Here is a 20319-nt window from a genome sequence, read left to right as displayed (position 1 = left end):
TGCACTCCCCAAGCGCTGGTTGAGACACAGTCAACACTAGCCGCCCGATATGCATCCATCAGACACGAAGAAGGTGACGCGATCGAAGATTACGTGGCCGACCAGCTACGCCGGCCCTAGGATTGCCCGCCCCTGAAAACCGCGGTCCCGTCGGTGCTTGTCTCGGCGATCCCGATGAGGTGGGCGCGGCCGATGATGTGCTGGCGCAACCGCAAGCCGACGATGGCCGGCGTGACCTCGGGTGCCACCTCCAGAACGGGCACGTCGAGAGCGCTCAGCGTGTAGAAGTAGCGGTGCGGTCCGTGACCGGCCGGCGGTGCCGCCCCGAGAAAGACGTCGGAACCGTACTCGTTCCGACGACGGGATGCAGTGACAGGCAAGAGTGAATCGTTCGTCCCCGCGCCTCGCGCGAGGGAAACGTCCCGGCCGGGGATGTCTATGAGGGTCCAGTGCCAGAAGCCAGATCCGCTCGGCGCATCCGGATCGAAGACGGTGAGGACGAAGCTCTCTGTAGCCTCCGGGGCCCCGCTCCACTCGAGCGCCGGCGACTGGTCCTTACCGCGGGTGGCCGCGCCGTGGGCCCAGAACGGCAGGTCGCCACCGTCGACGAAGTCGGGGCTCATGAGCGTGAACGCAGTGGTTGCGGGGAGTTTCCAGTACGGGTCGTTGGTCATGCGGGACAGCTAAGCGAGCTGGTGCGCCCGCGTCTTCGTCCTCCGTCGCGGCACGCCTAGACGCATGTCGAATCAAAGCGTGGCGGATCCGTCAGCTCATCACTTCAATTGGCGCTATCCGAATGAGCAACCTCTTCGCGCCCACATTGTCGAACGCCACGTGGGCGACGCTTTTCCGACCTTGTCCGGTGACCGCGGTGACTTTGCCCAGACCGAAGTCGGCGTGCCTAATGACCTGCCCCGGGACGAGCATCAGGTCGCCGTTGTCTCGAGCCGCCGAGTAGTCCCACGAATCGTCCATGTCGATGAGCTCGGAGCGTGCGTCGCGTCTCACAAGCGCGTTCACTCCGAGGAGGATCTCGTTGAGCAGGTCCGCCTCCGTCCGCTCGGGTGCGCTCTCGGGGGCGACGGCGCCGGTGCGAGCCGCACTCAAGGCAGCCTCGAGCGGTGGCCAGGCGACTTCTAGCAAGACGTCATACGCGCCCGCCGGCGGCACGTCGTTCGCCTCGCTGCGAATTCGTCCGCACAGCTGCAGGACCGATTCCTTCGACGCCGCCAGGACATTCTGGAACTGGCTGAGAGGCGGACGTAGCTCTGCCCGCTCGACGTCGACGAGGAGCGGGACCACAGACCCGCGGTCGGACTTGCCGGCGAGCGCACCCGCCTCGAACAGGAGCCACGGCGTGTTCATGTTCTCGCGTGTTACCAGCAGCACGCCGATATCAGCCGCACCCAGGTTCTCATTGATGACAGCCAGAAAACGCTCACCAGGCGCGATGTCCGCGTCGGAGAGGAACGTACCGACATGGGAGGCGAAGGTCAGCTCGATGAAATCTTTCAGAGCGTTGGCGAGCGCACGCGTCTGCTCCCCGGACCAGCTGATGAAAACCTTCATGTTGACCTCCCCGCCTGAGATTACTTCCCACCGCATCGCGCGACGGCAAGCGCTGACCAGGCCAGCGCCTCGACACCCACCGAGTGCACATTCGTCATCCGTCGAGGCGCCCCAGGCGCACTAGCGGGAAGACTCCGAGCGTCAATCCTTGAGCATCGAAGGAGTACAAGCATGGACTCGGCTCGCAGCACTGCACCCCATCACGAAACCCCGAAGCTGGGCAATCCCGACCTCCCTCAAGAAGGTGAGGTGAACACGGTCGACGATCCGAACGCGACTGCGATGACGGGCCCCCAAAACGAGGTCGTCGCCTCGCAGTTCCCGAACCAGATCCATGCTCCCGCGACCGATATTTCGACGCAGCCCTTCTTCTGGTCTTCATTCAACATCTCGCCCCGCCGGGTGCAGCGCGGTGGCTGGGCTCGCGAGCTTACGAAGCAGGATTTTCACATCTCCGACGAGATCGCCGGGGTGAACATGTACCTCGAGCCCGGCGGCATCCGCGAACTTCACTGGCACCAAACCGCGGAATGGGCTGTGATGACCCGCGGCAAGGCGCGCGTGACGACGCTTAGTCGTTCGGGGCTGCCCGCCGTCGAAGACGTGGAGGAGGGCGACCTGTGGTTCTTCCCGGCTGGCACCCCGCATTCCTTGCAGGGGCTCGGACCTGACGGGGCCGAGTTCGTGCTCGCCTTCGACGACGGTGACCAGTCCGAATCGAACACTCTGCTGCTGACCGACTGGTTTGCGCACACCCCGCCCGAGGTGCTGGCGAAGAACTTTGGGGTCGCACAGGAGGTCTTCAGCGACATTCCCCTCCACAACCTGTGGATCTTCCCCGGCGAGGAACCGCCCGCGCTCGACGTCGACCAGGCCGCCGCCGGGGTCGAGTGGGGCATGGAACCGGTCATCTTCCGCCTCTCGCGTTCAAAGCCGCTGCACCAGAACTCCGGCGGCAGCATCCAGATCGCCGACTCCACGAACTACGCGTACTCGAACACCGTCGCGGCGGCCCTCGTCACGGTCGAGCCGGGGTCAATGCGGGAACTGCACTGGCACCCGAACGCCGATGAGTGGCAGTACTACCTCCGCGGCTCAGCACGGATGACGGTGTTCAACACCGGCCCCCACGCCAACACGACAGACTTCCGGGCAGGCGACGTCGGCGTAGTTCGGAAGAACTTCGGGCACTACATCGAGAACACGGGCGACGAAGTCCTGCAGTTCCTCGAGGTGTTCCGTACGGACAAGTACGAGGAGATCTCGCTCGCGAATTGGCTGGCTCACGTCCCGCCGCAGCTCGTGTCCGCACACCTGAACATCGACCCCGCGGTCCTTGCGACCTTCCCGCGCGGCTCGCAAGGCATTACACCGCTGCGATGAGGGGCGTCTAAACCCAGCGAGGTCGGCGGACAGGTCCGACCCCGATTCGACGCCTGCTCCACGTGGGATGCTGGCACCCGGGCTAGGCCGGTGACGGCTCGATGCCTTCGACCGACTGGGGGGCAACATGGGCCACTACGACCTGTACCGAATGGGTTGGCAGCAGTTTGAGCACATGACGCAGGCGTTCGCTAAGGAGATGCTGGGGAACGGGGTCCGCCCTTTCGGGTCCGGTCGGGATGGTCAGCGCGAGGCCGACTTCAACGGCAAAGTGAACTTCCCTGTCGGTTCCAGCGGCGCATGGAACGGCTACGGGGTGGTTCAGGCCAAGCACAAGGAGCAAAGGTCGAACGCGTCTGCTGAGGCGAGCTGGTTCCTACGAGAGGTTCAGAAGGAACTGAAAGGTTGGCAGCTTAAGAAGTTGCAAAGCAAGAAGACACCCCAGTACCTACTCTTCGCAACCAACATCGCTCTTTCCGGCGTGGAGGAGGTGGGCGGAAAGGACCGATTCGACGCGCTGCTCTCGTCGTTCGCTGCTGACCCTGGTCTCAAGGGCTGGTACGTCTGGGACTACTCCGAATTCCGCACGATGCTCGACGCGCACGGCGACATTCGGCGTAGGTACCTGGAGCAGATAATCGTCGGAGATGTCCTCGAAAGCTTGGCTGAGCTCTTACCTGAGCGCACCGCTATCGAAGCTGGGCGGCTCGCCTCGCATGCCGTGGCTGAGCTGATCTCTCGGCAGTGGGTTCGCACCGGTGACGTCGGCTACGGCGATGGATCGAAGGTCAGACTGGCAGACATCGCCATCGACCTCCCGTGCGTTGTCGCGGGCTCTCGAGCCAGTGCTTCTGAGCGCTATCAGACAGTTCATGCAACCATTGGGCGAGGCAATGCGACCTATACCAGCGAGGCCGGCCGGGGGCCCACCGGAGTGGTGCTTGTGGGCGGCCCCGGCCAGGGTAAGAGCACGCTCGCGCAGCTGATAGCGCACTCGTATCGGCTCTCGTTCCTCAAAGACACCGACGTCAGTAAATTCGGGCCCAAGGCTTTAGAGGCGGTGGGAGCGCTATCCGCCAGGCTCGTTCGGGCTGGCATTGACATGCCACAGAAGCGACGTTGGCCGTTCGTTGTCGAGTTGTCAAAGCTGGGCGCAGCAATCGCGGGGACGGAGGCCACGTTTTCATTGCTGGGCTACATTGCAGCTCAGATTTTCATAGAGGGCCGTCGCACCGCCCCCTCCGTACTCTTCGATTGGATGAAGAGCTGGCCCGTCTGCCTGGTGCTGGACGGACTCGACGAAGTGCCCGATGCTCGCATCCGCAGCGAGCTGGTCAGCGCCATCAGCGCATTCGCGACGGAGGCCAGCGCACATGGCGTCGATCTGTTCATCGTTGCGACTAGCCGCCCCCAGGGGTACCGAGGCGAGTTCGGCGAGGCGGCCCAGACCGTGGAGTTCCGTCTCGTGGAGCTGACCGAACGTGAGGCTCTGTCCTACTCGGAAGCTCTCACCCGGCTGCGCGCTGCGAACGATCCCGATCTTGCCGCTCAGGTAACGGAGCGGCTGATCACGGCCGTGCACGAGCGAGTCACTCAGCGGCTCATGACAACGCCGCTGCAGGTGACCATCATGACTGCGCTCGCTGAGGAAGCTGTTGAGTTGCCGACGGACCGGTTCGAGCTGTTCGACCGGTATTACAAGGTGGTTTATGACCGGGAGGTAGCCAAGAGCGAGGCCTTCTCAGAACTTAAGGCTTTGCGCGCGCATATCGACTATCTACACGAGGCTGCAGGGGCGAAACTTCAACAGCTTGCCGAACGCCCGTCGGGCTCCGACCCTGTTCTTGCGAAGTCCGAGATCTCGCGCATCCTTCGAAAGCGACTCGGTGTCGCGGGGTTCGGCGAGGCGGAATCGGACTCCATGGCGGAGCAGCTAATTCGCCTGTCAACAGAACGCCTGGTCCTGCTCGTGTCGCGTCGCGTCGGCAAATATGAGTTCGATGTGCGGTCGCTCCAGGAGTACATGGCCGCGAGGGAGCTCACGAATGGAGAGGACGCCACGGTCCTCGAGCGGCTGGCGCAGATCCTCCCGGCGAGCCACTGGCGGAACACGTGGTTGCTGGCCGCTGGGCGAATACTCAAACGCCGCGAGCATCTGCGCGAAGCTGTGGTGCAGTTGGCAACGGACTACGACGCCACCGATGCTGAGACCTCCATCACGAAACTCGGCGCCGAGCTCTCCACCGAGCTATATCTCGACAACTTCGGCACGGAGTACCCAGGTACACGTCGAGCGCTACTCGCGAGCGCTATGAGCCAGTTCATGGACACGTCACCGGATGTGCCCCCTCCCCTATGGGCGCTCCTCGAAACCGCTCTTGCTCAGAACGATGACAGGGAGCTAGAGGTTCTCTTAGGCGGGCTGCATGACATCGCGCAATCGGACCTCTCGAGCCTGGCCGCAAAGGTTCTGAGCGAGAACAGTGCCGGCATGACCCCCCTTGCGAAGCAGGCACGCATCACCCTCAACGAAGGGCGCAAGTATGTCAGGACACACGCGCTCAGCCCGGGCGCCGCAGTGACCGGCTTGGAGTCCGACATCGGACGGCTACTGCCCGATACCCGGACTGCTCGGGAGCTACGCGAGTCCCTGCTTATTGGCGGGCCGGTGCGCGGCGTCGATGACGCGGTGCTCCTCACGACATTGCGAGTTCTGCAGATCGCGGAAGCGCGAGACATCCTCGTCGAGGTTGTGCGTAAGACACGCACGACTCGACCCGGGATAGCGAGATACGCCGCCTCAATCCTCAAGTTGCGCGCGTCGCGTCCCAACTCCGAGGACTGAATCTTGTTCGCGTCGCCGGGGCGCCGAACCGCGGCGCCCGAGCGCGACAGCTCCGAGGACTGCTGCCGCGATACCCGCACCCACCATGGTGTCAACGACCCGTATGTCGGTCACGGCGAGAAGCTGCATGCGGCTACCTCCGGAGGCGAGCAGCAGCGCCATCGGTGTGACGGTCGCGAGTGCGAACAGCAGGTTACGCTTCAGCAGCGCGACAAAGCCGAAGGTGAGAACTGCGACCACGGCAACCAGAACGAGACCCTCCGGAGTCCACACGTCAAACAGCGCGACGACGCTGATGGCCAGGGTTGTGCCCACAAGCCGCTGGAGCATGCGGATGGTGCTGTGGCCAAGGTTCGAGTCCTTCTGCAGAACACCAATGGCGGCCAGAAGCACCCAGGTCACGTGATGCAAACCGAGGGCGGCGCAGACCACCACAGCCGCTATGACAGCAACCACGAGCCGGGCAAGAATGCGCCGCGCCTCCGCCGGGAACGCAAAGCGCCAGCGGTAGTCCGTCGGCTTCTGTCGGTCGCGCTCACGCACACGCGGGAGGAGTAGCGGCAGCACGATGGCGGCGTAGCCGACTACCGCCCCAAGCATGATCATCAGAATGACCCTTGACGGCTCCATTCCCGCGCTACCAGTTGCCACTGGTGCAGTGAGCTGCCCCGCCGCCCCCACGATGAGCACCGGGAAGATCGCGCCCGGCGGGCCAACGGCGAAAGCCAGGCTCGCGAAGGCCCCAACAAGCGCCACCGCACACACCACGGTCAGGCTGGTGAGAAGAGTGCCGCCGGTGAACACACCCAGGATGGCGGCCGCAATCAACACCGCTGCGAGGACGGGCAGCTTTGCGGCGCGTTCCTGCCGGCTCCGATCTGAGAGGTACAGCACGATCAGAGCCCCGAAGGAGCCCAAAAGTCCCTGCTGTAGCTCGCCGGCGATGGTGAAGACAGCGGGAAGGACAGCCACCGCAACGGCGGCCTGGGTCGCGGCGACCCAAGCTCCCGGCGCCGGGTGGAGAGCGACAAGTTCCCGGACCGCGTCGCGGAACCGGTGCGCCCGCGGTTCCGCGACGAGGCTTTCGTGGCGAGCCATCGTCAGGCTGGCGCGGACGTCATTCGCGGCTTCCCATCGGAATGATGGCCCGCCGCCACGTCGCATTCACGACCGACGCAAAGCAGCCGTAGAGGCCGAGCGCGCCGACGACGAACCCCGTATATCCCGCGGCACGGGTGAGGGCATCGGACGAGGTGTACTCGGCGAGCGCGAGCAGCACGAAGGTGATGGCTGCCGCGGAAAACAGCGCAGTCAGCAGGACCGAGATGCGGGTGCACGGGACGACCATGAACGCAGTGAAAACCGCCCAGAGCATGAGGAAGGTGCCCATGCCTGCGCCACCCGCTTGTTCTTCCATGCCGGGGGTGGTGATGGTCCACCAGTAGGCGTGCCAAAAGGAGCCGTAGGAGACGAAAGCGAGCGCACCGAACGTACTTGACTGGACGAACTCCCAGATCCCAGCGATGAGCTGCGCGATGCCGCCGTAGAAGAGGCCGAGACCAAGAACGGCAGTTGCAGCGCCCGGGAAGATGCCGGCGTTGGCGAAACTCAGCAGCGCGGTGGACATGCCGAAGGCACCGAGACCGAGGGCCGCGGGGTCAGCGATGCCGCGGATGACGGGGTGGTGGCTCGCGGCGGCGGGCCGCGGCGGGGACTGGACGGCTTGGGCTGCGTCGGACATGAGGGCCTCGTTTCTCGGAGCGGCTTAGCGGTTGCGTTTGGTGCGAGCAGCGGATGTGGTCTGGGCGAAGACGCCGATGACAGCGACCGCGACGATGAGTACGGCGTAAAGCGTGACCGCGGTAGCCAAGCCCAGCGGTTCGATGAGGAGACCAGCGGCGATGGCTGGGACTCCGAACGCGAGGTAGTTCACGACGTAGATGGCGGAGAACAGTTCGCCGCGTTCGTGGGCGCGTGCGTGCGGAATGACCAGTCCCACGGCCCCTGCAAAGGCCATTCCGAAACCTGCTCCGCTGACCACCGTTCCGGCGATGAGGAGTGGGGTGGCGGCGATCTGCACGGCGAGGATGTTGCCGAGCATTCCCAGGGCGATGAGGAGAACCCCGAGTGATGCCCCGGTTCGGGCAAGGAGTTTCTGGCTAGCCGCGACCGCAATGGCGCCGGTCGCGGAGAGGCCCGCAATCAGCACGCTCGTTGTCAACTCGTCCGTGATCCCGAAGAGCTCGCGTGCACCCTCTCCCACAACGGAGAGGTAGAAGCCGCCGGCCGTCCAGACCGCCGCCGCAATAGGGATGGCCTTGAGAAAGGCCGGTTTCGCGGCGCGAGGGACGGCCACACGCGGGATGAGGCTGCGAATGGCGCCGGGCCTGCGGGATGAAGACTCCCGCACGAACGTGACGGCCACCAGAGCTATCACCAGGATGGCGCTGAACACAGCGAAAATGACGGGTTTCGGTTCTGCCACGAACTCGGCGACCGCGCCCGCGAACACCGCGCCCACCGCCAGGCCCGCCAGTGGGGCGACGCTGCTCAACGTGGAAGTCAGCCGCGGCCGCCGCTCGCCCGCGGCGTCAGCAATAGCCGCCGACAAAGCCCCGGTCGCCGCACCGGTTGCCAGCCCTTGGAGAGTGCGCGCCGCAACGAACACCCAGATGTCGCCGGCGACAAGAAACATCAGCATCGAGAGGAGCTCAGTGGCGACCGCCACGATGATGACAGGGCGCCTGCCGATGTGATCCGAGATTCGTCCGACTACGAGGAGCGCGACCAGGATGGCGAGCGCGTAAACCGCGAAGGCGAAGGTCAGTAGCCACGGAGCGAACCGCCACCGCTCGAGCAGGAGAGGGAGTAGCGGCGAAGGCGCAGCGGCAGCCGCGAAGAAGACGAACAGCACGGCAGTTACGACCAGCAGCGTGTATCGCGCAGCGCGCGTGGCCCGGTGCGCTGTGATTGCGGGAATCGGTGCGGATGGCACATTCCCGCCTGTCGTGGCCCGCGTCTGGGGAGGCATCAGGATGCCCCCGGTTCCGGAGCGGCAGCGTTGTTCCCGGTCCTCCCAGGGACGCCGCGACGGCGGCGCGAGAGGTGGCTCGCACGGCGGGCCGTGCTCTGAAACGCCGACTGGATGAACACCCCGGCGACAAGGGCGGGGAGGACGACGACGACGTAGGCGATGAGGATGGTGCGTGCGAACGCGTCGTTCTGGGTGGTGGGCGGTGACTGCCTGATGGCCCTGGTGGGCGTGATGGTCATTTCAACTCCTCGAGTGTCGGGTCGTGAAACGTGGAGGCCGTGATCGCTGGCGGCGGCGATGCGCGCCCTTTAGTGAGTTGCCAGACGAGGAGGGCGACGGCGAGGACGGCGGGAATCACGGAGGCCTGGTCGTTGAGGAGAGTCGCCCCGATTGCTCCGATGAGGCAGCCGACGACGAACCCTGCGAGCAGGGGCCAGTTGTCGGTCCACTTCTCGCGTGCGGCGAGGTCTCTTCCCCGGGATCGGATGAGGTCGGTGGCGGTGACGGTCGCCGAGACGAGGTTGCCGGTCATCACCGCGGTGGAAACAGATCGCGCCGGGACGAGGTGGAGGTACGCGTTCTGTGCGGCCATCGCGCACACAGCACACATCCCGATGACGACGGACATGCCTTGCTTCGGGTTTACTGACGCGTGCGTGGTGAACGAGAGCGCACCCGCCGCTATCAGCAGCGTGGCTTGGGTCCCCAGCAGCGCCGTCGCCGTTCTCGGTGAGTGCGCGCCGATGCGACGCGCCAGCACAGTCGCGCCAGCCGTGGTGATGACGAAAACGGGGATGGCCAGCAACGCCGCAAGATCCGGGGTCGTTCGGGTGACGACGTCGGCGGCCAAGATGACGAGGTTGCCGGTGACGTGCGCCGAGAAGAACCCGCCCAGGAGAATCCAGCTCGTGACGTCTGTCACGCCCGCCACGAGACTCAGCGCAACTGGGAGAAGCGCGACGCGCCTCATAATCTCAACGTTCGAGTGAAGAGGGCGTATATCTGCATGGGGATGATGAGACCCGCGGCCATAGCCATCACGATGAGGACCGCGGTCGTGCCATCCGAAATGGCGCCGAGCAGTTGCGGTACAGCACCCCCGAACGGAAGGCTTCCCAACGCGTCGACGGCTCGGAAGACGAAGACCCCGGGCACGAGCGAGACGACCGCCGCAAACCCGATGCCCGCGAACGGGATGTGGAATCGGTGGGCCACGGGTGCGAGTACCGCACCGACGAAGACGCACGCGAGGAAGGCACCTACCGCGATGTCCCAGCCCCAGACGGTCATCGCCCACCAGCGGATCCCGTGAGCAAGCGCCCCGACGACGACGGGCCAGACAATGAGCCGATAGGGCATAGAGAAGTAGACGGGGTATGACGCCGCCGCGACACCCGCGGCAACAAAATCCAGCCAGAACGGCACGGTGCGTCCTGGAGGGTTCGTGGGCAGGTCGGTGCCGGACAGCGCGAGAGCCAGCGCGAGCCCCGTCCCAATGGCGAGGAGGAGAAGGGCGGCGTAGCCGAGCCGGGCGAACCCGAGGGGTATGCGTAGCGAAATAAGGTCGAGGGCGCCGTTGAGGATGTGAGGCCCGGGGACGAGCACCATGGCGGGGCACACGGCGATGAGGCGGAGTGCTGAACTGAGGTCCGCCTGCACGGCCAGACCGCCGATGATGCCGGCAAGGAAGGCCGCGGCGAAAACTTGTCCGACCGGACCGACGTGGGCGCGGACGAGCAGCCGGCGGACAACGCCCCCGAGAGCTGCCGATCCCGCTGCGAGGAGGACAGCGGTGGCGTCCTCGGCTCCGAAGATGATGGCGAGGGCCGCGGAACCGGTCGCGCAGGCGAGCACGAAGAGCCAGAAGTTCGCCGGGCGCACGCGTCCTGCTTCGGTGAGAGCTGCGGCGAGTTCCCGCCTCCCACCGACTCGGTCCCCGAGCGCGTCGACGGTCTTCATCAGAACGGCGACCGCGCGCATCGAGATCCCGGTCGGCGCGGCGGAGAGAACACGAACTTCCCGGCCGTGGTCTGTGACGGTGACGGCCGTCCATGCGGTGATCAGCTCGAAGCCGGTGCCGAGGCCCCGGTTCATACGGTCGACGGCGGCCAGAGTGACCGTTGTCGATTCGCCGGATCTCTGCAAAAGGGCGGCCGCCCCGGCGACAAGGTCCTGCTCTTCGGACCTTGTCGCCGGAGTCCCGTGCTGTGGGGGGTGTTTCGCCATCAGGCGCCGCCGACTCCATGCCCGACGAGGGATGCGGGAACGACAATCTGGTCGAACTGCTCGGCGGTGACCTTGCCTGAGTCGAGGGCGGCTTCACGCAGGGTCTGGTCGTTGGCGAGGGCGTTCTCGGCGATGTGCGCCGCATTCTGGTACCCGATGATGGGGCTGAGGGCGGTGACGAGCATGAGGCTCTCGCCCACGTATGAGGAGAGCTTCTTTTCGTTCAGCTCGGTGCCCTCGACCGAGTAGGTGAGGAACTTATGCACCCCGTCGCCCAGGATCCGGGCGGAGTGCAGGAAGTTGTTGATGATGATGGGCCGCATCGCGTTGAGTTCGAAGTTGCCCTGGGAACCGGCGAACGCCACGGCGGAGTCATCCCCGAGCACCTGAATGGAGATCATCACGATGGCCTCGCACTGGGTGGGGTTCACCTTTCCCGGCATGATGGACGAGCCCGGCTCGTTGGAAGGCAGCACCAGCTCGGCGAACCCGGTTCGGGGGCCCGATGCGAGCCAACGCATGTCGTTGGCGATCTTCATCAGAGCGACGGCCACGCCGCGAAGCGCCGCATGCGCGCGGACCATCGCGTCCAGCGAGCCTTGGGCCTCGAACTTGTTGGGCGCGGTGACGTAGGCCTTTCCGGTGAGCTCCGCGATCTTCGCAGCGACGTTCTCGGAGAACCCCTCCGGGGCGTTGAGCCCGGTGCCGACGGCGGTGCCACCGAGTGCCAGGCGCAGAAGGCCCTCACGGCTGTGCTCGACCTCGCGGATTGCTCCCTCGAGCTGCGCGGCGTAACCGGACCACTCCTGTCCGACGGTGAGGGGAACCGCGTCCTCGAGGTGGGTGCGCCCGATCTTCACCACGTCCATCCACTGCGTGGACTTGGCGGCGATCTCCGCGTGCAGGGCCCGCAGGCTCGGTAGGAGGCGCTCGTCGATCTCGGTGAGCGCCGCGATGTGCATGGCGGTGGGGAACGAGTCGTTGCTGGACTGGGCCATGTTGACGTCGTCGTTGGGGCCGACCGGTTTCTGGGAGCCGAGGACCCCGCCGAGGAGCTGGATGGCACGGTTGGAGAGCACCTCGTTGATGTTCATGTTGCTCTGGGTACCGGAGCCGGTCTGCCAGACGAAGAGGGGGAACTCCTCGTCGAGGTGACCCGCGATGGTCTCGTCGGCCGCCTGGATGATGGCCTTCGCCTTCCAGTCGGCCAGGCGCCCAGCCTTCTGGTTGACGAGGGCTGCGGCCTTCTTCACGATGCCGTAGGCGCGGTACACCTCGATGGGCATGTGGTCGTTGCCGATGGAGAAGTGCTGGAGGGAGCGCTGGGTCTGCGCGCCCCAGTAACGGTCTGCGGGTACGGAGACGTCGCCCATGCTGTCGAACTCGGTGCGCTCACCGGTCTCGGTGAGCCCGACGGGCACGTCGGTGTAGGTGGGCGCGGATGTGGCGGTCGTGCTCATGTGAGGGCTCCATCATTCGTGGTGAGGGGTGTGTGCCGGGTAGCGCGTGGGCGCTGGCGGTGAGGACCGTGGCTACCGCGGCGGGGAGGACGGGTAGCGCCGCGCCGTAGAGGGGGTGGAGTTGGATGAGGAGGGCGCCGGCGAGCGCGCCGAGCACCAGAGCGGCAATCACTCCGATGCGAAGGCCCGCGGGCTGGGGCTTCCGGTCGGCTGCGTTCGCCATCAGGCTGGTGATGGTCCCGGTCACATAGGTCGTTGTGACGCCGGAGGCGCTGTCGAGTCGCCTCGCGGCCGCGGTCTGGCAGGCCATCGCGACCGCCGACAAGGCGATGAATGGGACCACCGCGAGCGATGTGTTCGGTGACGGCCAAGTTGCCCAGAGTGCGAGTACCGCGACCTGCGCCACAACTGATGCGGCAAGCACAGCCGCCGACTTGGCGGTACTGCCGGGCTCGGCGTATCGCAGGGCGATGTAGAGGGTTGCCGCGAAGATCGCGATGGCGGTGACAATGCCTGCCAGTGACGCTGCGTAGTCCGGTCGTTGAACAAGCCCGGCGAGGACGAGGTTCCCGGTCATGTTCGCGGTGAAGACAGCGCCGAGTTGAAGGAACGCGAACGCGTCCGTTGCTCCCGCCGCGAAGGCAAGGATCACGGCGACCAGGGCGGTGCGGCCCGGTCGTGTGACGGGCGCATTCGGGGCGGTGGTCATGTGTCAGCTGCTCGGCGCTACGACGCGGGCCCAGACGAGTTCGCTGTGGAAGGTGCGTCCGTCATCGCCGGTGCGGGGAGAGCCTTGTGCGATGAGCTGGTCGTTCTCGGCGCGGAAGTGCCGGATCTGGTTCCCGCCCTGCCAGTCGGCGAACAGGGCGATGTCGATGTGGTGGGTGACGGTGTCGGTGTCCGGGTCGATGGTGAAAGGACCTGCGTACGCGAGGAACGTTCGCGCGAGGCTCGCGATCTGCTCAGCGGTTCCGCTCTGCGGGTCGCCGGTGCCGATGGGCTGGCGGTCCATGCTGCCGAGGACTGCGGAGACGATGCCGTTGGGGCTGTAGCTGAGGTAGCCGTCAGCGTTGGGCCCAAACTCCGGCTTGCGTTCGCCGTCGTCGAAGATCTCGGTGACACTGACGAGACGCCACGCACCGACGAGGTCGTTCACGGAAATGGTCATGGGGTTTTCTCCTGTCGCTGGTCGCGGGGGTGTTCCGAAGCCGTGTGCGGCCTGGGGATCTGGATGAGGTGGTGAGCGGAGACGGACCGTGCAATGGCACTCGCTTGTCGGATGGTGTCGTCGTCGTACTGCGTGGGTCGGGTGTTGTGCTGCTGCAGGTGCTCCTGCCAGCTCCCGACGCTGAACACTTCGACGAGTTCGCCGTGGGTCTCGCGGTCCTCGTAGAGCGACCACGCCCGCGCGCCAGTCCGCCGGCGGCTGCGCTCGACGAGCCTCATCTGCGCGATGAATGGGTCGCGGCTTTCATCGGCGACGTCATAGCGGACGAGGACGAGGGTCGCGCTCTGTGCGTCTATGTCGGCGTTGCGCGCGGCGGCGAGAGGCAGGGGGACGGTGGTGCGGCGCATCTGCGAGGTCGTCAGCAGCGGCCACGCGAATTGGGACACGGCAACGACGAGGACCAAGGCCCCGGCTACCGCGAGGGTGGCGGACGGGTCGAACCAGCCCGCAAAAACGCCGCTGATAGCGGCACCGGCCGCCGACGAACCGAACAGCACCATCTGATAGACCGAGAGGCCCCGCGCCCTTACCCAGACGGGGAGGAAGGACTGCACAGCTCCATTGAGTGTGGCCACCACCCCGATCCAAGCGGCACCCACCACCGCGAGAACTGGGAGCGTGAGGGCGAGCGCGGGCGAGATAGAGACGCCGATGGTGCCTGTGCCGAAGAGGGCGGAAGAGATGAGAACTGTGCGGTTCGAGCCCAGGCCATCCCGGAGCGACGGGATGAAGAACGCCGCCACAACTGAACCCGCGCCGAGGCCTCCGAGGAGGACGCCATAACCCACGGCGCCCAGCCCGAGCCGCTCCGTCGCGACGATGGGAAGTAGCGCGTAGAGCACACTGCCGGGGAGGACGAACAGGCCCAGTCGGACGTAGATGCGGCGGACGACGCCCGCGTGGGCGACGTAGCGCAAGCCTGCGCGGGTGGCGTCGATGAAAGGCTCCGGGCTGTGCGCGTCGGGACGGTAGGTCCGCCAGCACGCGAGAACCACGAGAAACACAGCGAACGAGGCGAGGTTCACAGCGAAGACGAAAGCCACCCCAAGCCCGGAGAGGAGAAGCCCGGCAATGGCCGGCCCGATGGCGCGGGACAGGTTCACCGAGATCGCGCTGAGAGATGCGGCGTTCGGGATCATGCGGACGGGAACAATCTCGGCGGCCATCGCCTGGTAGGCGGGTAGCTGAACCGCGGAGGCAGCTCCCAGGAGGAGCGTCAACACGAGGAGGAGATAAGAGGTCAGCTCCCCCGCCGCGGTCAAGGCGATGAGTGCTGCGCTGATAAGGACCTGCGCGGCTTGCACCCAGATGAGCAGCGCGCGCCGATTGAGCAGCTCTCCGAGCACGCCCGCAGGCACCCCGAGAAGGAGGACGGGGGCGGCAGATGCGGTCTGGACCAATGCAATCAGCAGCGGAGAGCTGTTCTGCTCTACCAGGAACCACTGGGCGCCGACAGTCTGCATCCAGCTTCCGATGTTGCTCACGAGCGCGGCGATCCACAGCGCTCGGAATATCGGGATGGTCAGCGGTGCGAGGACTTTGACGCGCGCGGCGCCCGTGCCGGTGGGCTTGCTCATGTCAGTTGAACCTCAGTGGGCAGATGCGCGGACCGCTCATCGTTTAGCCCGCCCGTCACCCGCGAAGGCTGCGTTCGTCTTGAGGACGACCTTCCCGATGGTGCCCCCACGCTCCAGGTAGTCGTGGGCAGCGGCCGCGTTCTCGAGGGGGAAAACCCGGTCCACGACCGCGCGGATGAGTCCGGCTTCGATGAGCGGAAAGACCTCGCGAACGACCCCGGCCACGATCTGCGCCTTCTGCTCAACCGGGCGGGCGCGCAGAAGGGTTGCCGACACGGTGGCGCGTCGTGACATCAGCGCCCAGAGGTCGAAGGGGGTGGACGATGCCGCGCCGCCGATGGTCACCAGATGACCATCCGGCGCCAGACACTCGACGTTTCGGGCCAGGTAGGGCGCGCCGATGATGTCGAGGATTGCGTCCACGCCCCAACCGTCAGTCTCCGCGAGTGTCACTCGAACGAAATCCTGGGTGCGGTAATTGATGGCGACGTCGGCACCGAGCGTACGGGCGGCGTCCATCTTGACCTCGCTGCCGGCGGTTGCGATGACCCGAGCGCCGATGGCCGCGGCCCACTGGACTGCGAACGACCCGATGCCGCCCGCCCCGCCGTGGATGAGTACGGCCTGTTCCGCTTCGAGCCCGACGATCACTCCGAGGTTCGAGTAGACGGTGCAGGCCACTTCGGGAAGCGCCGCCGCTTCGACCATTGATAGACCGCGCGGAATAGGCATGACCTGGCCGGCGTGGGTGACGACCTGCTCGGCGTATCCGCCCCCCGTGAGCAGCGCGCAGACCCGGTCACCCACGTTCCAGGTGGTGACGTCACGTCCCACCGCGTCGATGACGCCCGCGCATTCCAGACCGAGCCCGGGCGGGGCGCCCGGCGGGACAGGGTAGTGGCCGCGTCGCTCCAGCAGATCGGCGTTGTTGATCCCGGCGGCGTGCACCGTGATGCGGACCTCCTCGGGCCCGGGTTCAACGCCCTCGACGTCCTGCAACCGCAGCATGTCCGGCCCACCCGGGTGAGTGAACCTGATTGCGTGAGGCATGCGGGATCCTTCGATGTCTGTGAGGGTGTGCCCAGGGGGAGCTTCTGGCGCCCCCTGGGCACGTGACGGGTCAGTGCTCGTCGTAGTGGTCGCCGTGGAGGGCGTGGCGGTGCGTGTCGTGGATGTAGTCCACGTGGTCGCCGTGCTGCAGGGTTTCGTGGCCGCAGGTCTCGCCGTGCTCGTGCTCCTCGGTGCTGTGATGCTTCGTGTGCTCGTCTTCGCTTGTCATTGCTGACCTACCCGGGGCCCTCAGGCAGCTGCGGCGTCGGCCGCGGCCTTGTTCGCTGCCGCAGCGATGCTCGCCGCGTAGTGGGGCGTCTCGAGCTCGCAGTGCATGCCCGAAGCGTGCTGACGGGCGGCGGCGGCCTCCTCGAAGGTCTGGCCGCCGGCGATGATGAACTCGAGGAACGCCTCGGTGGGGTGCGACGACACGGTGTTGACGTAACGGAGCTGGTCGCCCTCGAGCTGCTCCATGCTCAGCTCCCAGATGACCTGGGTCGTCGTCCAACCCGAGGGCGAGAGGACGTCGGAGAGGGAGACCATCTTGCAGTAGTGCGGGCTCGCGACTTCGTAGCGGTACTGCTGGATGACGAGGCCGGAACCGATGACCTCGACGTTGATGGACATGGGAGTTCCGTCGTCGTCGACCGTGTAGCCGGCGGCCTTGTGGTCGCCGGGCGCACAGCGCTGGTACTCGTGGGTCGGCAGCGTCTTCAGCCACTGCTCGATGTCGACCTTGTCGAACGGAGCGGTGACATCGGCGGTGACCACAGCGTGCGAGAGCACGAGGTCGGAGCGAACGGTGGTGCTTGCGCTCATGGGTCTTTCCTTTCTGTTGGGCTGAAGATCAGCGAGACAGATTCAAGGCCGCCGCCGCCGGGTCGCGCCTCGACAACTGACGAAACGTGCCTCGTCAGACATTCGGCTGTGAGCCCAAGTTGGGGTGTTTCCGCACCCGCCTGCAGAGGGGGTCCAGTTGGGTCATCCAGGAAGTCCCTCCGACCGGATAGCGTCGTGGTGTGCTTGGGAACGGCCGACAGGTGCGCCGACTCGGCATCGACGCACTCGCAGGGAGCGCAGCCGAGCGCTACCGCCTGCCCTTGAGGGGCCGCACGCCCGAGGCGAACGCCATCTACGGGGGCTTCGAGCGAGCCAGCGCGGGTCAGCTCGCTGTGACCGTCATCCAAGGCGACCCGGGCATCGGCAAGACCCGACTCCTGCAACACGCGCTGCAGCACGCGAAGGAACGGAACTGGTCTACCTTCGTCGTGGCGCCGGATGTCGACTCGGCAATGTCCCCACTCGGCGCCCTCCTTGGAGCAGCCGAGCGTACGGAGCCACCGCTTGTCTCCGCTAACGATCTCGGCACCCTGATGCGTGGGATGGCGCCGCAGTACTGGCTAACCCGGCTGTTGGGCGACGGTCTTGAGACCGCTGCGGCGCGCTCCGGCGTCCTCGTCGTTGTTGACGACCTGCAGTGGCTGGACCCTGGTTCCCTCGGCGCGCTGACCTCACTGCTTCGAGACCTCGAAGGCGTCCCGATCTACTGGTTGTTCGCGAGCAGAAACGGTGTATTCACCCCGGCTCATCAGCGCTTCGTGCACCTGCTCAAAACGATTGGCTCACCGATCCACCTGACGCCACTCGACGACGACGCGGTCGACGCTATGGCCCGCGACGTCCTCGGCAGCAGACCCGGACCGAAGGTCGAGAAGGTCATGGGTCGAGCAGCTGGCTTCCCGCTCGTGGTCGTCGAGCTCTTACGCGGCCTGGAAGCCGAAGGGCTCCTCCACGCAGCTCCCGGAATAGTAGACATCGAGGCCGATACCGTTCCCGCCAGCTTTGGCGCATCCGCCCGGGAGCGCCTGAACCAGATCAGCCTCGAGGCGTTGCGTGTCGCACAGGTCGGGAGCCTGTTCGGCCGGGAGTTCCCAGTCGCCGGCGTTCTGCGCATCATCGGACAGTCCGCGGCAGAGGGCGCACCCGCAGTGCAAGAACTGCTGGACCACGGCTTCATCGTGGACACCGGTACGTCCCTGGCATTCCGTCACGACACCGTGCAAGCCGCAGCGACGGAGAGCCTCTCCCCCACCTTGCGCCGGGCCATGACCCGCGAGGTTTTGCACAGCAGGCTCCGTGCGGGCGAGCGGCCCGCAGCCCTGGCCTCGACCATTGTCGCTATCGCGGAAGCTGGTGACAGCGACTCCATTGAGTTGCTGGTGACCGCCTCAACTCAGCTCGCCTCAACCGACGTACAGGGGGCTGCTGAACTCGCGATCCTGGCCGCGCGCCTCGCCGCTGGCCAAGCACATCATGCTGAGCAGGTCGCGACTCTACTCCCCATCATCCTCGCTGGCGGGCCTCTCGAACAGGCCATCAACGTGGGTAGATCACTCGCTCCGTTCCTCGGCCCTGACTCACGTGCACGAGTCAGGCTGGCCATCGCGCGACGACTCACCGAATCCGACTTTGAGGCCGCAATCGCGGAGACGAGTTCAGCGCTCGCTCTACCCGGCATCTCCGACAGCACCCGGGTTCAGCTGCTCGCCGTACGCGCGCTCAACTTTGCCAATATGGCGAACCCCGCCGGACTTCGCACGAGCCTCGAACAGGCCCGCGCCGTGGCCGACGACGACAGGGACGGGCTCGCCCTCGCGACCCTCGACGCCAGCGAGTCCGTTCTGTTCTTCTACCAGGGCCAGTTCGACGCTGCTCAGCGTCTGCAGCGACAGGCATTGGGGAGATTGGTGCACGCCGGGGCGAACCCTGCGTTCTGGCTCCCCGAAGGTCTATGGATGACGTTCGTGCGCAACAGCCTCGGGTTCTGTGACGAGGCACTCTCTCTCACAGAGAGCGGCCTGGAAGAAGCGCGCGCTGCCCGGAACGTGACTGCTGAGGCGTATTGGATGATGGTGCGTTCGCGCGTCCTGTACGACCTCGGTCTCCTCGACGAAGCACGCACCCAAGCGGAGGCTGTTCTCGACCTTGCAACACAGCTCGGTCTGGGTGATTTCACCAACGCAACCGCCGGCGTCGTTCTCCACCGAGTATCGCTGCACACCGGTGACGTCAGGCTCCGGGAGCAAGCCCGCCCCTTGGTTCAACAGCTTGCCGACGGTGCGGGGCTGGTGAGAACCGGTCGATGGAGTCTGGCGCTCGAGGCGCTCGACGCGGGGCAAACGGCCGCCGCATTCGAGCACGCGGCGCTGGCCCTGGCCACGCTCATGGAGCCCACACCTTCACTCACTACCCCGTCGGACTTCTCTGACGACATCACTCTCGTGACCATCTGCACTGCGGTTGGAGATGAGGCGGCGATGGACCTGTGCGTGGCCAAGACGGACAGCCGCGAACAGCTCAACCCCAGCAACGTCTTCGCCGGAGCGGTGGCGATGGCCACCCGGGGTGTTCGAAACCGGTCCGTAGAGCAGCTCACCGCCGCCGCAACCCGACTGGAAGCAGTGAACCGGCCGCTCGTGCGGGCCCGCGTGCTCGAATCGCTTGGCCAGCTCGCCGAGGGCACGGAGGCGACGACCGCCCTGCGCGAGGCTGTCGCCATCTATCACGAGGTCGGAGCGGCCCGTGACGCCGACCGCGTCCTCCGAGCACTACGCGACAGGGGCGTGCGGACCCGCCTGAAGTCCGCCAACAACAGCGAGGGGCCCCTCGGGCTCACCCAACGCGAACAGCAGGTCGCTGAGCGCATCGCCGCGGGACTCACGACGAAGCAGATCGCGGATGACTTGCTCCTCTCACCCCACACCGTCGTCGCTCACATCCGTCATATCTTCGCCAAATGGGGAGTCAACACACGCCACGAGGTCGCGACGCGTCACGATGAACTTGTCGGCGCACTGAACGACGCCTGAACGACCGGAGCACCAGCTCCGCCGCCGGCACTGGAACGACGCGGGTCGCGGGGGCGAATGCGATCTCGAGCACCCAAA

Annotated in this window: 17 protein-coding genes and 2 pseudogenes; 3 read left to right on the top strand and 16 right to left on the bottom strand. The window is 65.9% G+C overall.

Features of this window, described 5'->3' with window-relative positions; translation table 11 throughout:
- Window positions 1–116 precede the first annotated feature (116 nt).
- The 3 genes and pseudogenes from ABC304_RS13450 to ABC304_RS13440 form a co-directional block, all read right to left on the bottom strand.
- A complete protein-coding gene (locus tag ABC304_RS13450) occupies window positions 117–674 on the bottom strand; it encodes a YbhB/YbcL family Raf kinase inhibitor-like protein (protein WP_412931364.1) in 558 nt (185 codons plus the stop codon).
- Between the two features lie 91 nt (window positions 675–765).
- Window positions 766–945: pseudogene (locus ABC304_RS13445) on the bottom strand (hypothetical protein); the annotation flags it as partial.
- Window positions 946–1245: 300 nt separating this feature from the next.
- Window positions 1246–1569 (bottom strand): annotated as a pseudogene (locus ABC304_RS13440) (toll/interleukin-1 receptor domain-containing protein); the annotation flags it as partial.
- A 282-nt stretch (window positions 1570–1851) separates the two neighbouring features.
- Between ABC304_RS13440 and ABC304_RS13435 the strand changes: the two are divergent.
- On the top strand, window positions 1852–2952 hold the full coding sequence (locus ABC304_RS13435) for a cupin domain-containing protein (RefSeq protein WP_412931362.1): 1101 nt from the start codon (window positions 1852–1854) through the stop codon (window positions 2950–2952).
- A 127-nt stretch (window positions 2953–3079) separates the two neighbouring features.
- On the top strand, window positions 3080–5797 hold the full coding sequence (locus tag ABC304_RS13430) for an NACHT domain-containing protein (protein ID WP_412931360.1): 2718 nt from the start codon (window positions 3080–3082) through the stop codon (window positions 5795–5797).
- Here ABC304_RS13430 and ABC304_RS13425 read toward each other — a convergent pair.
- From ABC304_RS13425 to ABC304_RS13365, 13 genes are all read right to left on the bottom strand, one after another.
- Window positions 5753–6895 carry an FUSC family protein gene (locus ABC304_RS13425; RefSeq protein ID WP_412931359.1) on the bottom strand — a complete coding sequence of 381 codons (1143 nt, stop codon included), beginning with the start codon at window positions 6893–6895 and terminating at the stop codon, window positions 5753–5755. The two genes, ABC304_RS13430 and ABC304_RS13425, sit on opposite strands and share 45 nt — an antisense overlap.
- Window positions 6896–6914: 19 nt before the next feature.
- On the bottom strand, window positions 6915–7538 hold the full coding sequence (locus tag ABC304_RS13420; RefSeq protein ID WP_412931357.1) for an acetate uptake transporter: 624 nt from the start codon (window positions 7536–7538) through the stop codon (window positions 6915–6917).
- Window positions 7539–7562: 24 nt separating this feature from the next.
- On the bottom strand, window positions 7563–8711 hold the full coding sequence (locus tag ABC304_RS13415; protein WP_412931356.1) for an MFS transporter: 1149 nt from the start codon (window positions 8709–8711) through the stop codon (window positions 7563–7565).
- Window positions 8712–8827: 116 nt separating this feature from the next.
- Window positions 8828–9070 (bottom strand): hypothetical protein, encoded by a 243-nt coding sequence (locus ABC304_RS13410; protein ID WP_412931354.1) that lies wholly within the window; start codon window positions 9068–9070, stop codon window positions 8828–8830.
- Window positions 9067–9801, bottom strand: a complete 735-nt coding sequence (locus ABC304_RS13405) for a YoaK family protein (RefSeq protein WP_412931352.1) — start codon at window positions 9799–9801, stop codon at window positions 9067–9069. The genes ABC304_RS13410 and ABC304_RS13405 overlap by 4 nt, the downstream gene beginning before the upstream one ends.
- Complete coding sequence (locus tag ABC304_RS13400; RefSeq protein ID WP_412931350.1) at window positions 9798–11057, bottom strand: threonine/serine exporter family protein; 1260 nt, start codon at window positions 11055–11057, stop codon at window positions 9798–9800. The genes ABC304_RS13405 and ABC304_RS13400 overlap by 4 nt, the downstream gene beginning before the upstream one ends.
- Window positions 11057–12517 carry a class II fumarate hydratase gene (gene fumC, locus ABC304_RS13395; RefSeq protein WP_412931348.1) on the bottom strand — a complete coding sequence of 487 codons (1461 nt, stop codon included), beginning with the start codon at window positions 12515–12517 and terminating at the stop codon, window positions 11057–11059. Before fumC ends, ABC304_RS13400 begins: the two co-directional genes overlap by 1 nt.
- Window positions 12450–13226 (bottom strand): YoaK family protein, encoded by a 777-nt coding sequence (locus ABC304_RS13390; protein ID WP_412931347.1) that lies wholly within the window; start codon window positions 13224–13226, stop codon window positions 12450–12452. The genes fumC and ABC304_RS13390 overlap by 68 nt, the downstream gene beginning before the upstream one ends.
- 3 nt (window positions 13227–13229) lie before the next feature.
- Window positions 13230–13685, bottom strand: coding sequence for a lipocalin-like domain-containing protein (locus tag ABC304_RS13385; RefSeq protein WP_412931345.1), 456 nt, complete (start codon window positions 13683–13685; stop codon window positions 13230–13232).
- On the bottom strand, window positions 13682–15322 hold the full coding sequence (locus ABC304_RS13380; protein WP_412931344.1) for an MFS transporter: 1641 nt from the start codon (window positions 15320–15322) through the stop codon (window positions 13682–13684). Before ABC304_RS13380 ends, ABC304_RS13385 begins: the two co-directional genes overlap by 4 nt.
- 36 nt (window positions 15323–15358) lie before the next feature.
- Window positions 15359–16372: an NAD(P)H-quinone oxidoreductase gene (locus tag ABC304_RS13375; protein WP_412931342.1), complete on the bottom strand. Its 1014-nt coding sequence runs from the start codon at window positions 16370–16372 to the stop codon at window positions 15359–15361.
- Between the two features lie 70 nt (window positions 16373–16442).
- Entirely contained in the window at window positions 16443–16601 is a 159-nt protein-coding gene (locus ABC304_RS13370; protein WP_412931341.1) for a zinc transporter permease, read from the bottom strand.
- Between the two features lie 20 nt (window positions 16602–16621).
- The gene (locus ABC304_RS13365; RefSeq protein WP_412931340.1) at window positions 16622–17191 is read right to left on the bottom strand and encodes a hypothetical protein; all 570 of its coding nucleotides are present in this window, start codon (window positions 17189–17191) and stop codon (window positions 16622–16624) included.
- Window positions 17192–17391: 200 nt separating this feature from the next.
- Between ABC304_RS13365 and ABC304_RS13360 the strand changes: the two genes are divergently transcribed.
- The gene (locus ABC304_RS13360) at window positions 17392–20241 is read left to right on the top strand and encodes a helix-turn-helix transcriptional regulator (RefSeq protein WP_412931339.1); all 2850 of its coding nucleotides are present in this window, start codon (window positions 17392–17394) and stop codon (window positions 20239–20241) included.
- Window positions 20242–20319 lie beyond the last annotated feature (78 nt).

It is taken from the genome of Microbacterium jepli (genome assembly GCF_047237905.1).
GTDB lineage: Bacteria > Actinomycetota > Actinomycetes > Actinomycetales > Microbacteriaceae > Microbacterium.
The sequence above is the reverse complement of the archived record's forward strand: the minus strand, read 5'-3'. Positions and strand labels throughout refer to the sequence as shown.

Coding starts and splice junctions, on each gene's coding strand:
- ABC304_RS13450 (WP_412931364.1), bottom strand. CDS start 674: ATGACCAACGACCCGTACTGGAAACTCCCCGCAACCACTGCGTTCACG.
- ABC304_RS13435 (WP_412931362.1), top strand. CDS start 1,852: ATGACGGGCCCCCAAAACGAGGTCGTCGCCTCGCAGTTCCCGAACCAG.
- ABC304_RS13365 (WP_412931340.1), bottom strand. CDS start 17,191: ATGAGCGCAAGCACCACCGTTCGCTCCGACCTCGTGCTCTCGCACGCT.
- ABC304_RS13400 (WP_412931350.1), bottom strand. CDS start 11,057: ATGGCGAAACACCCCCCACAGCACGGGACTCCGGCGACAAGGTCCGAA.
- ABC304_RS13370 (WP_412931341.1), bottom strand. CDS start 16,601: ATGACAAGCGAAGACGAGCACACGAAGCATCACAGCACCGAGGAGCAC.
- ABC304_RS13405 (WP_412931352.1), bottom strand. CDS start 9,801: ATGAGGCGCGTCGCGCTTCTCCCAGTTGCGCTGAGTCTCGTGGCGGGC.
- ABC304_RS13430 (WP_412931360.1), top strand. CDS start 3,080: ATGGGCCACTACGACCTGTACCGAATGGGTTGGCAGCAGTTTGAGCAC.
- ABC304_RS13385 (WP_412931345.1), bottom strand. CDS start 13,685: ATGACCATTTCCGTGAACGACCTCGTCGGTGCGTGGCGTCTCGTCAGT.
- fumC (WP_412931348.1), bottom strand. CDS start 12,517: ATGAGCACGACCGCCACATCCGCGCCCACCTACACCGACGTGCCCGTC.
- ABC304_RS13390 (WP_412931347.1), bottom strand. CDS start 13,226: ATGACCACCGCCCCGAATGCGCCCGTCACACGACCGGGCCGCACCGCC.
- ABC304_RS13380 (WP_412931344.1), bottom strand. CDS start 15,322: ATGAGCAAGCCCACCGGCACGGGCGCCGCGCGCGTCAAAGTCCTCGCA.
- ABC304_RS13425 (WP_412931359.1), bottom strand. CDS start 6,895: ATGGCTCGCCACGAAAGCCTCGTCGCGGAACCGCGGGCGCACCGGTTC.
- ABC304_RS13410 (WP_412931354.1), bottom strand. CDS start 9,070: ATGACCATCACGCCCACCAGGGCCATCAGGCAGTCACCGCCCACCACC.
- ABC304_RS13375 (WP_412931342.1), bottom strand. CDS start 16,372: ATGCCTCACGCAATCAGGTTCACTCACCCGGGTGGGCCGGACATGCTG.
- ABC304_RS13420 (WP_412931357.1), bottom strand. CDS start 7,538: ATGTCCGACGCAGCCCAAGCCGTCCAGTCCCCGCCGCGGCCCGCCGCC.